At 40.9% G+C, this 15,291-nt stretch carries 11 protein-coding genes, 1 tRNA gene and 2 pseudogenes; 5 read left to right on the top strand and 9 right to left on the bottom strand.

Translation table 11 applies throughout. The features are described 5' to 3' along the window. Positions 1-54: 54 nt before the first annotated feature. Positions 55-144: transfer RNA gene (locus G0029_RS04495), tRNA-Ser, on the bottom strand. Between the two features lie 86 nt (positions 145-230). Next, positions 231-725 (bottom strand): transcription elongation factor GreB, encoded by a 495-nt coding sequence (greB, locus tag G0029_RS04490; protein ID WP_180107764.1) that lies wholly within the window; start codon positions 723-725, stop codon positions 231-233. 365 nt (positions 726-1,090) lie between these two features. Between greB and G0029_RS04485 the strand changes: the two genes are divergently transcribed. Next, complete coding sequence (locus G0029_RS04485; RefSeq protein WP_180107763.1) at positions 1,091-2,203, top strand: transglycosylase SLT domain-containing protein; 1,113 nt, start codon at positions 1,091-1,093, stop codon at positions 2,201-2,203. A 75-nt stretch (positions 2,204-2,278) separates the two neighbouring features. Here G0029_RS04485 and G0029_RS04480 read toward each other — a convergent pair whose 3' ends face one another. Both G0029_RS04480 and ttcA read right to left on the bottom strand, forming a co-directional pair. Beyond that, complete coding sequence (locus G0029_RS04480) at positions 2,279-2,662, bottom strand: SCP2 sterol-binding domain-containing protein (RefSeq protein WP_180008384.1); 384 nt, start codon at positions 2,660-2,662, stop codon at positions 2,279-2,281. A gap of 222 nt (positions 2,663-2,884) precedes the next feature. After that, the gene (gene ttcA, locus G0029_RS04475) at positions 2,885-3,814 is read right to left on the bottom strand and encodes a tRNA 2-thiocytidine(32) synthetase TtcA (protein ID WP_078192144.1); all 930 of its coding nucleotides are present in this window, start codon (positions 3,812-3,814) and stop codon (positions 2,885-2,887) included. A gap of 497 nt (positions 3,815-4,311) precedes the next feature. On the opposite strand from ttcA, the gene G0029_RS04470 reads away from it, so the two are divergent. Together G0029_RS04470 and htpX are read left to right on the top strand one after the other, a co-directional pair. Next, positions 4,312-5,175 (top strand): lytic transglycosylase domain-containing protein, encoded by an 864-nt coding sequence (locus tag G0029_RS04470; RefSeq protein ID WP_180107762.1) that lies wholly within the window; start codon positions 4,312-4,314, stop codon positions 5,173-5,175. 133 nt (positions 5,176-5,308) lie between these two features. Beyond that, positions 5,309-6,214 carry a protease HtpX gene (htpX, locus tag G0029_RS04465; protein WP_180023270.1) on the top strand — a complete coding sequence of 302 codons (906 nt, stop codon included), beginning with the start codon at positions 5,309-5,311 and terminating at the stop codon, positions 6,212-6,214. A 161-nt stretch (positions 6,215-6,375) separates the two neighbouring features. On the opposite strand, the gene G0029_RS04460 is transcribed toward htpX, so the two are convergent. The 3 genes from G0029_RS04460 to G0029_RS04450 all read right to left on the bottom strand — a co-directional run bounded on the left by G0029_RS04460 (position 6,376) and on the right by G0029_RS04450 (position 11,707). Beyond that, a complete protein-coding gene (locus G0029_RS04460) occupies positions 6,376-6,966 on the bottom strand; it encodes a DUF4112 domain-containing protein (RefSeq protein ID WP_180023269.1) in 591 nt (196 codons plus the stop codon). 80 nt (positions 6,967-7,046) lie between these two features. Then, complete coding sequence (gene mgtE, locus G0029_RS04455) at positions 7,047-8,390, bottom strand: magnesium transporter (RefSeq protein WP_180023268.1); 1,344 nt, start codon at positions 8,388-8,390, stop codon at positions 7,047-7,049. Positions 8,391-8,599: 209 nt separating this feature from the next. Continuing rightward, on the bottom strand, positions 8,600-11,707 hold the full coding sequence (locus G0029_RS04450; protein WP_180109774.1) for a multidrug efflux RND transporter permease subunit: 3,108 nt from the start codon (positions 11,705-11,707) through the stop codon (positions 8,600-8,602). 277 nt (positions 11,708-11,984) lie between these two features. Between G0029_RS04450 and G0029_RS04445 the strand changes: the two genes are divergently transcribed. Continuing rightward, on the top strand, positions 11,985-13,172 hold the full coding sequence (locus G0029_RS04445) for a glycerophosphodiester phosphodiesterase family protein (RefSeq protein ID WP_180107760.1): 1,188 nt from the start codon (positions 11,985-11,987) through the stop codon (positions 13,170-13,172). 281 nt (positions 13,173-13,453) lie between these two features. Here the strand turns inward: G0029_RS04445 and G0029_RS18205 are convergent. Then, positions 13,454-13,591: pseudogene (locus tag G0029_RS18205) on the bottom strand (hypothetical protein); the annotation flags it as partial. Between the two features lie 219 nt (positions 13,592-13,810). After that, a pseudogene (locus G0029_RS18200) lies at positions 13,811-14,542 on the bottom strand (MBL fold metallo-hydrolase); the annotation flags it as partial. A gap of 372 nt (positions 14,543-14,914) precedes the next feature. On the opposite strand from G0029_RS18200, the gene G0029_RS04435 reads away from it, so the two are divergent. After that, complete coding sequence (locus G0029_RS04435) at positions 14,915-15,289, top strand: diacylglycerol kinase (protein WP_180076757.1); 375 nt, start codon at positions 14,915-14,917, stop codon at positions 15,287-15,289. Positions 15,290-15,291 lie beyond the last annotated feature (2 nt).

Below are 15,291 nucleotides of genomic sequence, written 5' to 3'. Positions count from 1 at the left end.
TCAATTTACGCACATAAAAAAACCCTGATGTTAAAACATCAGGGTTTTTGAATTTGGCGGAAGCGGTGAGATTCGAACTCACGGAGGACTCGCGCCCTCGTCGGTTTTCAAGACCGGTGCATTAAACCGCTCTGCCACGCTTCCATGGCCGCCATCATATAAATAAATTTCAGCAATGGCAAATTATTTTGTAAAAAACACGTCCAATTGAACAAAATAAGAGCAGTTTGTTATTTTTCAGTACTTTCGCCCATTTCATAACGAATTGAATTGATATACCAACATTTTTTTCCTAGTGGGGTCAGGACTTCGACCTCATCATCCACTTGCTTGGACAGGAGTGCTCGAGCCATAGGTGAATCAATTGAGATATGCTGTGGATGATGATCATAAATTTCATCTACCCCCACGATCCTTAACGTTTTTTGTTCGCCTTCATCATTTTCAATATCAACCCATGCCCCAAAATAAACTTTCCCTTTTTGTTCGGGTGAGTAATCGATAATACGAAGCTCTTCCAAACGTTTTCCCAAGTAGCGTACACGTCGATCAATTTTGCGTAACAATTGCTTATTATATTGATAATCCGCGTTTTCCGAACGATCTCCAAGACTAGCCGCCCAGTTCACTTTTTTGGTAATTTCAGGTCGCTCTTCATGCCATAAATGTTGAAGTTCAGCGACCAATAAATCGTGTCCACCACGGGTAACTAAGTTAGATTTCATGATGATTTTTAGGCCTTGAGCAAGTGCTGATTTTTACAAAACATGCCTATTTTATCCTCCATTTCTACACAGGCAAAGTATATAAAATTTATTCCCAAACAAAATCAATTGTTTATGTTACATATTTTAATATTTTTTCGTACAAAATTTGACAAGTATTTTTTTGCTCATTATTATGCGCACATCTTTTAGGCTTGTTTAATTTTTATCCAGTGTAGATTTTCTACATATTTCCCGAAACCCCCTAGTCATTTTTGAATGACGTCATGACTGCCCAACCCTTATTGAATTTATCAAACTTGAAAAAGTCTGAGGCCTGTTTGCCTTTGCTTTTTAGGGCATAAATTACTTGTAGCGGAGACAACATGCACAGTAGTTCAACTTCTGGGTCGAGGCTTTGCCTTAACTCTTTTAACTCTCTCCCATTTAAAGCGCTTGCACTTAGTACTGTCTTAATTCCTTTTCACAGTATTAATGCCAGCAAAACAGCACATCAATATGATGCTGTCGTCAACAGTAATAAACTCACTGTTGTTGCAGTTGCCAATCCTGCCATTGTTTTTCAGGATGGTAAACATCGACATGGTTTTGGTTACGACCTTGCACGTAACTATGCAGAAAGTTTAAATGTTCAATTAGATTTTAAAACAGTGAATGACAATGCCACTGCTTTAAAAATGGTTGCCAAAGGTCAAGCCAATTTTGCTATGACCACTGCCGAAATGAGTACCATTGAAGCCAAGCATTTGACGTCATTTTCAGCCAGTTGTGGTGATACCGTTTCTTTGAAAAAGAATGGTTTAAACAGCAACTTAAACTGGGTATTTAAAAATGCAGATGATCCACTCAGCCAAACCGCGAGTGGCTTTATTTGCCGTGCCAAACAAAATGGCGCAATTGGACAGTTGGCATCATTCTACAACCGTAATGTGGTCAAACAAGATTCTTGGAATGTGATTCAACGTGATTTAAGTAAACGTATGCCGATCTATAAGGCAAGTTTTAAAAACACGGCCAAGCAATACGACCTTGACTGGCATTTATTGGCAGCCATTGGTTATCAAGAGTCTTACCTCAAACCTGACTCGGTATCCCCAACGGGTGTTCGTGGCATTATGATGCTGACCAACAGTACAGCAAAAGCCATGGGTGTGAGCAACCGTACAGATGCGACTCAAAGCATTCAAGGTGGTGCAAAGTACTATGACCAAATGTTAAACCGTTATAGTAACATTCCGTACCCTGATCGTAATTGGTATGCCTTAGTGGCTTATAACATGGGTCCTGGTGCTGTAAGTCAGATTCAAAAGCGCATCCAGTCTCAGGGTAAAAACCCGAATAAGTGGGTGAATTTATATGCTTATCTAGACCGTAACAAGGCCAGCAATGGTCGTTATCGTCAAGCTGTGCAATATGTCACGCGTATTCGTGCGTATTTGGAACATATTAAAACCACACCTCAACTTGTGAATATCTAATATGCGTCCACCTAACATTTACATGTGAGCGCACAAAAAAAGCTTACCTTCGGGTAAGCTTTTTTCGTTTTAAACTTAAGCAGTTTGCTCAAGTACTTTTTTGAACAAATCTTTTTGCTCAGCACTTGGTTTTGCTGTTTGTAATGCCATCAATTGTGACATATCACCTTGTACTTTTATTTTGCCCGTCATAAACGCTTGCATCGCTGCAGCCATATCAAACTCAAGGAATACTTTACGTAAAGTTTCAGCATCCATGTTCAAAGTTGTTTTCGCGTTTGAAGATAAACCTTTTTTAATTGCACCACCGTCTAATGACAATTCAGTATTGCCTGCAGCGTCAGCAACCACAAGGTTAATTGCAAGATTAGCCAATGCAGGTGGTAAGTTTAAATCACCAGCTTGAGCTGTCAGAGTTTCTACAGTTGAAAACCAATCATCAGTTAAAAAAGCAGGCATGATCTTTCCTCAATTTATTTTGTTCGTGTGTGTTGCCGTTCCGGACAACATCAGTGCAAGCATATTTTGCTTGAGGTTTGTTATAGCATGATCATTTGTGAAAAGGCTAAAGTTTTTTGTACGCACCGTTCAATATTTAACTGTTTAATAACAAAATGAGAAAAATCATAAGCATAAAAAAGGCATTCTGTAGAATGCCTTTTGCATGATAAGGTTTTCGGCTTAATCTGCCATAAACCCTAAGTTCACCATATTAATGCGTTTGCTTTCTGACTCACCTTCTTCAGTTGAACAACTTTCGCTATTTTTAAAATCAAATTCGCGTTGTTCATCTAGGGCTTCAAAGTCGAATAACTCACGGTCAGCCAGTTGTGAGGGCGAAACATTTTGCAACGCACCAAAAATACTGTGTAAACGTTTAGGAAATTCTTTATCCCAAGTACGCAGCATGTCATTTAGCATCGCACGTTGTAAGTTTTCTTGAGAACCACACAAATTACATGGGATAATTGGGAACTTACGCATTTCTGCATATTTGATAATGTCTTTTTCTTCCACATAAGCCAGTGGACGAATCAAAATGTTCTTTTTGTCAGAAGACAATAATTTCGGTGGCATGGCTTTTAAGCTGCCGCCATGGAACAAGTTCAAAAAGAACGTCGCCAAAATATCATCACGGTGATGACCTAAAGCCACTTTCGTCGCCCCAATTTCTTGAGCAAAGCCGTATAACGAACCACGACGTAGACGCGAGCACACTGCGCAGTACGTTTTACCTTCTGGTGTTAAACGTTTGGTAATGCTGTAAGTATCTTTTTCTAAGATGTAATACGGAATTTTGTTTTCTTCTAAATAACGTGGCAATACGTCTTCAGGGAAACCCGGCTGTTTTTGGTCAAGGTTGACCGCAACCACATCAAAATTAATCGGCGCAATACGCTTAAACTGCAACAAAATGTCGAGCAAGGTATAACTGTCTTTACCGCCTGAAATACAGACCATCACTTTGTCACCCTCTTCGATCATTTTAAAATCACGAATAGCATGACCGACCTGACGGCGTAGCTTTTTCAATAAACGATAATACGCAGAGCTAGTTGGTAGTTCTGGTTTGAAATTAAATCCTTGTTCGGACTCAACTGGCGAGAACATAGACGAGTTAAACCTAAAAAAAAATACCGCGCAATTTTATCCGATTCGCAGACTTCTCGCATCAAAAGAATGTAATTTCCGAAAAAAGTAGAAATACTGTCATGATCACGTAATCTTCAGTGCAATATTCTATACGGTACAGTTCATTTTTTAGCCCAAATGCTTATCTTTTGGACTTTTCCACAGTTGTCCACAAAAGCTGTGGATAACTTTGTGGATTCTAAATGACTTGACAAGGTGAGCCGCCCTTATTTTAAGGCTTTTATTTAAATTGATCATTTTTTGATCAATTTAAATAAATTTAATTATCAATGACTTAAGTGTGTCAAGTTAAGATCAATAAAAAAAAATAAATATTTTTTTTGATTATTGAATCATCAAAATGACTTGATTTTTACAAAGTAAAGAAGAAATCAGTCTATGAAGCCTTTTCATCTAATTTTTTTTTGATAAACTCTCTTTAACTGTTTGGGGACAGAATTTTTCTTCACAATAAAATGAAAAACATTACTTGGACTTTGGGGCTGTTATTAGGTGGAAGTGTGGCTATCAGTTTAGCTGCACCAAACATTTTTGCCGGCCAAACGATTTATCAATTGCGTGAAAGTAATGGCACAACGTTGCTGACCAATAAACAAGGCCGCTATAGCAATCTAAAAGTTGAGAAAAAAACCTACTATCCGGACAGTAATATCCATAGTTATAGTAACTGGGGCTCAAATGAAGCGTCTGTGTTACCCAGTTATAGTCGGAATAAAAATGCCTTTGACAATATTATTAAACAAGCAGCGGCCCAACATGGTGTTTCCGAAGGTCTGATCAAAGCGGTGATGCATACCGAATCAGGCTTTAACACTAATGCTCGTTCACCTGTTGGCGCCCAAGGTTTAATGCAGCTCATGCCTGCCACGGCACGTCGCTTCAATGTAACAAATGCTTATGATCCTCATCAGAATATTATGGCTGGTGCTCGATATTTATCTTGGCTACTGAAACGTTTTAATGGTAACACCTCACTTGCCTTAGCTGGTTATAACGCAGGTGAAGGCAATGTCGCAAAATATGGTGGTATCCCACCTTTTCGTGAAACACAAGATTATGTCCGCCGTGTTACTAGCCGCTACAACAACCTATATGCTGGTAGTTTAAGTATATCAGGTTCGAGCAATTCCAATATCGCTTCAAATAGTGGTCGGATTATTGCCAGTTCGGATAATTATCATGCTGCTGCCCCTACGGTTGCTAAATCATCGGCACGTCAAATTATTCAAACAGACAATGGTAGTTTTACCGACGCACCTTCAGGTTCATTTGCCACAGCAAATGCGTCTGCTTCAGCGCGTATTTATTTCAATGAATAAATTCACTGATTTTGTAAAATTGCATCTGTTTTACTAATTTTTCCTTGAAATTTTAAGACTTTCACCTCATATTGAGTTTAATGATTTTTATTTGTAAATCAGATCATTTTTCTATAATAAGAGGATTTACCCAATGATGCGGATTGGTTTGTTCTTGCTGACCAACCTCGCGGTACTGGTTGTAGCTGGCATAATCTTGTCACTCTTCGGTGTCGGTAGTTACCACGGTGCAGGCGGCTTAAACTTAGGCAACTTGCTCGTAATCTGTTTTGTGTTCGGTATGGTGGGTTCAATGATCTCACTATTCATGTCAAAATGGATGGCGAAGAAAACCACGGGTACAGAGCTGATTGACCCTAATGCACCACGTAACCAAGCTGAAGCATGGTTACTTAACGAAGTTGCGCAACTAGCACAACGTTCTGGTATCAAAATGCCAGAAGTGGGTATTTTCCCATCGTACCAGTCAAATGCCTTTGCAACAGGCTGGAATAAAAATGATGCTTTAGTAGCAGTTTCTACCGGTCTACTTGAGCGTATGAACAAAGACGAGCTCCGTGCCGTACTCGCTCACGAAATTGGTCACGTAGCCAATGGTGATATGGTAACCCTTGCATTGGTGCAAGGTGTAGTCAACGCCTTTGTGATGTTCTTTGCGCGTGTAGCAGGTGACTTCATTGACCGTAATGTTTTTGGTCGTGAAGATGGTGAAGCACCGGGTATCGCATATTTTGTCATTACGATTGTATTAGATATTGTTTTTGGTATCGCAGCGTCTGCCATTGTGATGTGGTTCTCTCGCTACCGTGAATACCGTGCCGATGAAGCTGGTGCGCGTTTAGCAGGTAAACAAGCGATGATTTCTGCCCTGTTACGTTTACAAGCAGAATCTGAAATGCCAGATCAAATGCCAAAAGAAATGAAAGCCTTTGCAATTTCTGCGGGTCAAGAACAAAGTTTCAGTTTAGCTGCATTGTTCCAAACACACCCAACGATTGAACAACGTGTTGCGGCATTACAACAATTAGATTGCCCATAATCGAGCATCTAATGTATGTCGTAAAAAAGCCTCCCTATGGAGGCTTTTTTAAGTCTAATTTTTTCCGAACATTTATTGTCTTATCAATAATCTTTCAGCTGAACGATCTTTCAATTGAATAGCCTCTCAGTGATCGCGTTCAAGCAACAAGGCATTTCTATCTACAATACTCCATTGGCCTTTAGCCATTGCCAAAGCAATGAACCACCCATATAAATTGCAAAGATAAAGATTAATAAGAAAATCATCCCGAGTATATCTGGGATATGGATCCATATCCATGCAACCACAGGGTTGCGCCAAAAAGCAGATTGCTGTTGTTTCTGTTCTAATTTTTCATGTAAAAACGGATGTATCACATGTTGATCTGTACTGATTTGATATTCTTCACGAATGTGCGTATGTACAACATCTAAAGCTTTACGGCTCGGTCGAATAAACACATCAAAGATCGTCCCTGCAACAGGAATAAACCCCACGACAGCATCTATAACTGCGAGTTTCATCACACCATTTAATTTGGCTTGTGGTACGCCAATCTGTTTGGCTTTATAGACGGCATAACAGGTCAAGATAAATCCTGCGATATCACCAGCTACGGGAATGGTACTCAACGCTGCGTCCGCACCTACCCCTTGTCTGGTAAATGGAATCCGAACCACGGAGTCCATCATATTGGCAAACTTTGCGAGATCGCGTTCAAGACGAATGACTTCTTGCTTTGACATTTTTTGTTTTAATGGTTCAGCCATGTTTTATCCAATAAAAAACGTGTAAATCACTGAGATTAAAACATATTAGAAGTCTTCAATCTGTTGCAAAATGCTAATCTCTATAAATTGAGCAATTGTGAAGCAATCATCAAATACACCACCACGCCAGTCGCATCACAAATCGAGGTTACCAAAGGTGCAGAAGCGCTTGCAGGATCGAGCTTTAACTTATTGAGTATGAAAGGCAAACTCATGCCAATTAAACAACCGAGCAATACGATACCCATCATACTCAGTGCCAAGACCAAGGCCACGGTTGCATCACCACGGTAGTAGCCTAAAATCGATACAGCAATGGCCATGGTTCCGCCTAAGCAAAGAGCAACAAGCGTCTCTCTCCCCAACAAATAAAACCAATCACGAATCTTTACATCCCCTGTGGCAAGCGCTCGCACCATTAAGGTCGCAGACTGAGAACCTGCATTGCCTCCACTTCCGACCAGTAAGGGTAAGAAAAAAACCAAGACGATATGTGCGGCAATGATATCTTCATAATAGGAAATACCTAAACCGGACAATAAACTGCCGAAGACCAATATCACCAACCAAAACACCCGCTTTTGATACAACTTTAAAATCGGTGCTTTCTTAATGCTCATACCTGGTTCGGTACTCACTGCACTAGCTTTTAAAAAGTCTTCGGTAGTTTCAGCCTGTACCACATCCATCGCATCATCATAGGTGACAATCCCCATCAAACGCTTGGCATGATCCACAATCGGCAAGGCCATAAAATCATATTCAGCCAGTTTACGTGCAATACTTTCTTGGTCTTCGTCTATCCAACCAGTCACTACATCTTTGGTCATCACCTCTTGAATCCGTGCATCACGGTCGGCTTGCAAAATTTGCCGCAGTGAAATCACCCCTTTTAATTGAGACTGATCATTGGTGACATAAATTAAATACAGGGTTTCACGGTCATGCGGTTCATGGCGCAAGGCCTCTATGGCTTGTTGCATGGTAAAGTCAGCAGGCATACTGACATAGTCTGAGCTCATGATTGCGCCTGCAGACTCTTCTGCATAAGCAGATAACGCCTTTAAATGCTCTTGTGTATCTTGATCAAGTTGTTGGTAAATTCGATCTTGTTCTGCATCTGTTAAGCTTTTATATAAATCCGTTGCATCATCAGAATGCATGTCATCAAATAATTCAATTTGTAGACGCAGTGGATAACGCGAAATCAGCTGTCGCTGTGACTCAAAAGGGAAAAACTCAAAAACCAAACCTTGATGCGCTAAACCTGAAAGTAACTCAATTTGATATTCAATTGGAAATTGCTGAATTAAACGGGCCTGATCAGCATAGTTCAGAGGCTGTAAAACACCAACGGCCTCTGTATAATTTTGTTGTTGCAACAAAGCGGAAATATCACGCTGTCTTTGTATTAAATCCGCCATTCAACTCACTCAAATTTTAATCTTTATTTGTTAAACACATTTTGAAGGATAAAATGAAGAGTTTCAAATCACTTCAATATGATCTCTATATCTATAAAAGTTCTCAGTGGAATTTCTTCCCCGCCAAAAAATTCTCCAGAATAAAAAACCACCGTCAAGTATCCAAGCTTTAACGGTGGATTTCCGTACAACTAGATGCTGTCTAAAGTTTATTTCATAGACTCAGACACCGGTTTGATTTTAAAAATGGAACGAACCATGACATACATAAACGGAATAAAGATCAGCACCAAAACCGTACCGAATATTACCCCACCGAGTACGCTCACCCCAATCTCTTGGCGACTGGCTGCACCTGCACCAAAAGCAAGAACTAAAGGAACCACTCCCGCACCAAAAGCCAAAGAGGTCATCAAAATAGGACGTAAACGAAGTGCTGCGCCTTCCATTGCAGCTTCGATTACATGTTTGCCTTTTTCTTGTGCCATCGCTGCAAACTCTACAATCAAGATCGCGTTTTTACAGGACAAACCAATTGTTGTCAGTAGAGCAATTTGGAAATAGATGTCATTTGGAAAACCGGTCATGTAGCTAAACAAAATATTACCACCTATCCCAAGTGGAATCGCACTCATGACTGCAGTTGGAATACTCCAACTTTCATATAGGGCAGCGAGACAGAGGAAAATAAATCCAATCGAGACCAAATATAGCCAAATCGCTTGATGACTTGATTTTTGCTCTTCAAAGGATAACCCACTCCATGCCACGTCCACACCCGGCACTTGATCAACTAAAGCTTTAACATCCTGCATGGCTTGTCCACTTGAGACATTTTTGGCTGTATCCGCTTCCATTTGTAATGCGGTATAGCCCATGAAACGGTTAACAACTTCTGGACCACCACTCCAACCAATGGTTGAAAAATTACTAAATGGAATCATTTCATTTTGGTCATTACGTACATGCCAATAAGCTAAATCTTCTGGTTTAGAACGGAATTCGGCATCTGCCTGCATCATGACGCGTTTAATGCGCCCACGGTCGATAAAATCGTTGATATAGCTACCGCTCCATGCGCTACTCATGGTGCTATTAATCGCATTTTGAGTTAACCCCAAGGCCATTGCTTGTTTTTGATCAATATCCACTTTTAGTTCAGCTTTGTCTGGGTTAGAGCGTTTGTCTAAATTTTCGAAACTGCTGAATTGTGAAGATTTTTCTTGCAAGCTTTTAAATTGCGCATCGAGATAAGCACGGCCTTCACCATTCATATCTCGCAGCCAAAATTCCAGACCATCGGTTTGCCCAAGGCCACTGACAGAGGAAGGCATGCTGACATTGATTTGTGCATTGTTAAATTTTTTAAAATGTTTCATAGCACGTTCACGAATCGCTTGCGCTGAATTGTGTTGTCCTGAACGTTCATCCCAATGTTTCAGTGCAATAAAGCCTTGCCCTAAGTTTTGACCCGTACCAGAAAAATTTCGTCCATAACGAATCATCACCAAATCAACATTTTGCTTTTCTTCAGTTAAAAAGTACTGCCGAATTTGTTCACCGACCTCACGACTTTTCGACATCGGTGCACCTTCTTGTAATTTAAGTTGCACACTCAAAATACCTTGGTCTTCACTAGGAATAAAACTGGTCGGCAAAGCACGATAAAACAAAGCAAATACCGTAATGAGCCCCGCAAACAAAACCACCGTCCATAAGCGATAACGAACCGTGGCTTGTGCAAGTGCTAGATATTTGGTTTTTAAAATCTCTAATTTGGCATTAAACCAAATCGCCCAGCGCTGTGGTTTCGGATTGGGTTTTAAAATTAAGGCACATAATGCAGGGGTTAAAATCAGCGCAACCATCAATGACAAGCCCATTGCAGCCACAAGTGTTATGGAAAATTGTCTATAGATCACGCCCGTTGAGCCACCAAAGAACGCCATGGGAATAAATACAGCGGTCAATACCAAAGTAATCCCGATTAATGCCCCGCTAATTTCATGCATCGACTCGATGGCCGCTTGTTTTGCTGTTAACTGTTGTTCATGCATTAAACGTTCGACGTTTTCCACCACAACAATCGCATCATCGACCAACAGACCGATGGCCAGTACCAATGCAAACAATGTGAGCGTATTAATGGTCATGCCCAAAGCATATAAAATCGCTAAAGTCCCAAGAATCACCACAGGCACCGTAATCGCAGGAATCAGCGTTGCTCGCCAATTTTGTAAGAAGATAAACATCACCAAAACCACCAGTAAAACGGCTTCGAATAATGTTTTCACCACTTCTTTAATCGATTCTTGTACAAATGGCGTGTTATCCCGTGGATAAACAATTTTATAACCGGCAGGTAATTGCTTCGCTAACTGTTCAATTTCTTGCTTAATTAAGGCTGAGGTTTCAAGTGCATTTGCCCCAGAAGCCAATGAGATCCCCATCCCTGAAGATGGATACCCGTTAATGGTATTCACCCCTGAATAATTTTCCGCACCCAATTCAACACGTGCAACATCTTTTAAATAGACAAAACTGCCGTCTCGTGTAGATTTGACAATAATATTTTCAAATTCTTCAACTGACTTTAAACGTGTACCTGAAGTGACTTTTGCATTGAGATATTGATCCGAAACACTGGGCAATTCACCTACGGCTCCGGCTGCAACCTGCGTATTTTGTGATTCAACAGCCGCACGGATATCACTGGGCATAAGGCTATATTGCTTTAACTTCAGTGGGTTGAGCCAAATACGCATGGCAAATTGCGAACCAAAAACATCGACTTCACCAATACCCTCAATTCGAGCAATGTCCTGTTCTAGATGAGTCATCATATAGTCACCAAGTTCGATATTCGAACTCTTGCCAGTCTCATCATAGAGGCCGATAACCATATGGGTATCACCCAAAGATTTATAGACATTTACCCCTTGGCGCTGCACATCTTCAGGCAGCCGATTGATTACTCCATTTATGGCATTTTGTACTTGTACTTGAGCGGTATCTGGGTCAGTGCCATTTTCAAAACTGATGCTGATCCGGCTTCGACCTGAAGAGTCGCTGCTTGAACTAAAATATAAAAGATGATCAATTCCTTTAATTTGTTGCTCAAGAACTTGTGTGACACTTTCCTCGACTGTTTCTGCTGACGCACCGCTATAACTTGCACTGACCGTAATTCGTGGTGGTGCAATATCTGGATAGCGCTCTACCGGTAAATTAAGCACAGCAAATAACCCGAGCGCCATGACGATGATCGCCAAGACACCTGCAAAAATCGGTCGATAAATAAAAAACTTAGACAGCATCAGTCCATGTCACTTTTCAATTGAAGAAATAAAAAATATAGATTGAATTTTTTCAAAAAATCTTATTGATAATCAATCACAATGAGCTTGATTACAAGCCTAGACTACATAAAAACCTTGCTTGAAGCGAAATATGTAGAAAATATGGAGAGCCTCCACTTCAGCTATTTTAGTAAATTTATGTGACAAAACCGCCTCTGTCATGAAGCCTTAGCCACTGCCCTGCAATGTATGCCTGCAACATCATTCATTTATATAAAAAGATGCAGAGGCCGCCATGCAAAAACAATTAACAAAACAGTTAAATCTAGCCATAACTAGCAAAGTGAAATCCTCATGGGGCGTGTCTTCACTGCTCCTTTTTAGCGTTTTTGGTTTATCTGCATGTAATTCGGATGACGATAAAACCCATGTCACCAAGCCCCCTATTTTGCCTGATACAGGTTTTGTCATTGTTGGGCATCGTGGTGCCAGTGCTTTGCGACCTGAGCATACTCTTGCCGCATATCAAAAAGCGATTGATGATGGTGCGGATTTTATCGAACCCGATTTAGTGCCAACCAAGGATGGCTATCTGGTTGCGCGCCATGAAAGTGAAATTTCAGGGACTACCAATATTAGTACGCTGTCACAATTTGCGGATCGAAAAACCACCAAAAAAATCGATGGTATCGACTATACAGGATGGTTTACGGAAGACTTTAATTTGAATGAACTGACCCAAAATGTAAAAGCACGTGAGCGTATTGCACAATATCGTCCTAATAACACTCAATATAATGATCAATACAGCATCCCGACGCTCGAACAGATCATTGAACTTGCAGATGCGCACTATAAAAAAACCGGGAAAATTGTTGGTTTATATATTGAAACCAAGCATCCAACATTTTTCCAACAGCAAAATCTAGCTATGGAAGATCGTTTACTCTCCACGCTTGCCAAATACAGTTATACACGTGATATCGCGCCTGTATATTTACAGTCTTTTGAATCCACCAATCTTAAATACTTACGTGATCAACTCGCGCAAAAGAAAACCCTCAAACATGGCAAAATTATTCAATTATTAGATAGCCCAACTGCCATACCGGGTGACTTACAGCAACAAAGCTCACCTCAAAATTATGCAAGTTTAGCCACTGCAGAAGGCCTAAAATCAGTGGCAAAATATGCAGATGGTGTAGGCCCAAGTAAAACGTATATCTTTTCAAACACTGAATTTAAACAAACCAGTTTTGTCAAAGATGCCCATGCTGCTGGTTTGAAAGTCCATCCTTATACGCTCAGACCTGAAAATGGTTTTTTACCTGACTATTTAAAATGTAACTCAGTGGCGACCGAACGTTGTGATACGGGTGCAGCTAAAGAATTTGAAAACTTCTATAAAGCTGGTGTAGATGGTGTATTTGCAGATGATCCGGGACTGGCACGTAAAACCTTAACGCAACTGCAAAAGCCCTAATTTTCCTAAAATGAAAAAAGACGCCGAGGCGTCTTTTTTATTGTTCAATGGAAACCTTAAAGCGGGTTTGCCAAATATTCTGCGGCTGACTGCGTTGCCACTGGCTGAGGTGCTGGAGCTGTCGGAGCTGTCGGAGCTGTCGGAGCTGTCGGAGCTGTCGGAGCTGTCGGAGCTGTCGGAGCTGTCGGAGCTGTCGGAGCTGTCGGAGCTGTCGGAGCTGTCGGAGCTGTCGGAGCTGTCGGAGCTGTCGGAGCTGTCGGAGCTGTCGGAGCTGTCGGAGCTGTCGGAGCTGTCGGAGCTGTCGGAGCTGTCGGAGCTGTCGGAGCTGTCGGAGCTGTCGGAGCTGTCGGAGCTGTCGGAGCTGTCGGAGCTGTCGGAGCTGTCGGAGCTGTCGGAGCTGTCGGAGCTGTCGGAGCTGTCGGAGCTGTCGGAGCTGTCGGAGCTGTCGGAGCTGTCGGAGCTGTCGGAGCTGTCGGAGCTGTCGGAGCTGTCGGAGCTGTCGGAGCTAAATTTAGCGGGTTCCAACGGAACTGACCATCATTCATTTCACTTATTTTACCAATACCTGGAAATGGTAAATGTGCAAATGCAACGAAAGTTTGCTCTTGAGCAAAACGTTTAAAAATTGCTAAACGAGTTTCACTGGCTTTGACCGGATCGACATCAAAATCGACAGATAATTTGGGTTGTTCAAACTGTAAATGATAGGAGTGAACCACATCGCCGAGTATGGCAAAACTTTTAGCTTGCGATTTTAAGATAAAAGAATAATGCCCCGGTGTATGTCCAATACTCGGTAGAACTTCTAATCCATTAATCACCGAACCAACGCTAAACGTCTTAAAACTCCGCATGGTTTGATAAGGCGCAATCGCAGCTTTAATTTTTGCAACGGTCGCTAAATAACCTTCACGTTTTTCAGCAGCCAAAGTGTCGACGGTATTTTCACTTAACCAATACTGACTTTCTTGCTCATTGACGTAGATCGTTGCATTTGGAAATACGGCCTTACCTTGTTTCGCAATGCCACATGCATGATCAGGATGTAAATGGGTTAAGAAAACACTGCGTACACGATTAAGCTTATAGCCGGCCGCTTCAATATTTTGTGCAATAGAACCTAAGTTCGGACCAAAACAACTGGCTGCACCACTATCAACAAGACTGATACCACCTTGTCCATCATCAATCAGATAGGCATTGACACTGGTTTGTATGCCTTTACTCTGATCAACCGCAAGCTTTTGAAATAAGGCACTGACTTCTTCTGGAGTTAAATTTTGTTTAAACAAATCAGGACTTAATTCGAGTGTCCCATCTTTTAAAGCAATGACTTTATATGCACCCACTTGGAAAGGATAAAATCCCATGGGCTGTGTCACATTCGTTTTGATTTCCGTTTGAATAACTGCCGGCTCTGCACTGACAAACTGGCTGGTTAAAAGTGTTGCTGCAAGCACAGCAAAACTAAAGTTTTTCATTGTTGACCTATATCACTTTTATTATTTCATGCAATGAAGCAAAGGCTTCAAAATTAAAAAATTTGAACGCCTGTATTGTGCCTGAAATTCAGGCAAATTTTAAGTCTAATACTGGATAAACATAGCACTAACTTGAAACAGGCTTATGTAAATCATCCTAAACTTTTAGGCCCAATAAAATAAAAACTGAATGCAAGAAAACTTTAAGCTTGGCATGCTATATTTTCGCCAGTTTTTAAATCTATACGTCTGTACAGTGCTATGAGTGAAATTTCCCCGTTTAAAGGTAAATCTGGACTTAAACGAATTTTTAATGCAACGCAATATTCCCTCGACGGATTCAAAGCTGCTTATCAAAATGAAGCTGCATTTCGACAAATTGTCTGGATGAATATTGTGCTTATTCCCACCAGTTGCTTACTCGATGTGAGTCGTGTTGAACATGCCCTTATGGTAGTGGTGTGTTTATTTGCCTTAATTGTTGAGTTATTCAATTCTGCTATTGAAGCCGTGGTCGACCGGGTATCTCTAGACAAGCATCCACTTTCTAAAATTGCCAAAGATATGGGAAGTGCCGCTCAATTTGTCGCTTTAGCAATTATTTTTTTTACTTGGTTAATTATCCTTTGGCCCTAAAT

The sequence above is a fragment of the Acinetobacter sp. YH12138 genome (assembly GCF_015218525.1).
Taxonomy (GTDB): Bacteria; Pseudomonadota; Gammaproteobacteria; order Pseudomonadales; family Moraxellaceae; genus Acinetobacter; species Acinetobacter amyesii.
Note: the sequence above shows the minus strand (reverse complement) of the source record. Positions and strands in the feature narration are given on the sequence as shown.

Coding starts and splice junctions, on each gene's coding strand:
- greB (WP_180107764.1), bottom strand. CDS start 725: ATGAAATCTAACTTAGTTACCCGTGGTGGACACGATTTATTGGTCGCT.
- G0029_RS04485 (WP_180107763.1), top strand. CDS start 1,091: ATGCACAGTAGTTCAACTTCTGGGTCGAGGCTTTGCCTTAACTCTTTT.
- G0029_RS04480 (WP_180008384.1), bottom strand. CDS start 2,662: ATGCCTGCTTTTTTAACTGATGATTGGTTTTCAACTGTAGAAACTCTG.
- ttcA (WP_078192144.1), bottom strand. CDS start 3,814: ATGTTCTCGCCAGTTGAGTCCGAACAAGGATTTAATTTCAAACCAGAA.
- G0029_RS04470 (WP_180107762.1), top strand. CDS start 4,312: ATGAAAAACATTACTTGGACTTTGGGGCTGTTATTAGGTGGAAGTGTG.
- htpX (WP_180023270.1), top strand. CDS start 5,309: ATGATGCGGATTGGTTTGTTCTTGCTGACCAACCTCGCGGTACTGGTT.
- G0029_RS04460 (WP_180023269.1), bottom strand. CDS start 6,966: ATGGCTGAACCATTAAAACAAAAAATGTCAAAGCAAGAAGTCATTCGT.
- mgtE (WP_180023268.1), bottom strand. CDS start 8,390: ATGGCGGATTTAATACAAAGACAGCGTGATATTTCCGCTTTGTTGCAA.
- G0029_RS04450 (WP_180109774.1), bottom strand. CDS start 11,707: ATGCTGTCTAAGTTTTTTATTTATCGACCGATTTTTGCAGGTGTCTTG.
- G0029_RS04445 (WP_180107760.1), top strand. CDS start 11,985: ATGCAAAAACAATTAACAAAACAGTTAAATCTAGCCATAACTAGCAAA.
- G0029_RS04435 (WP_180076757.1), top strand. CDS start 14,915: ATGAGTGAAATTTCCCCGTTTAAAGGTAAATCTGGACTTAAACGAATT.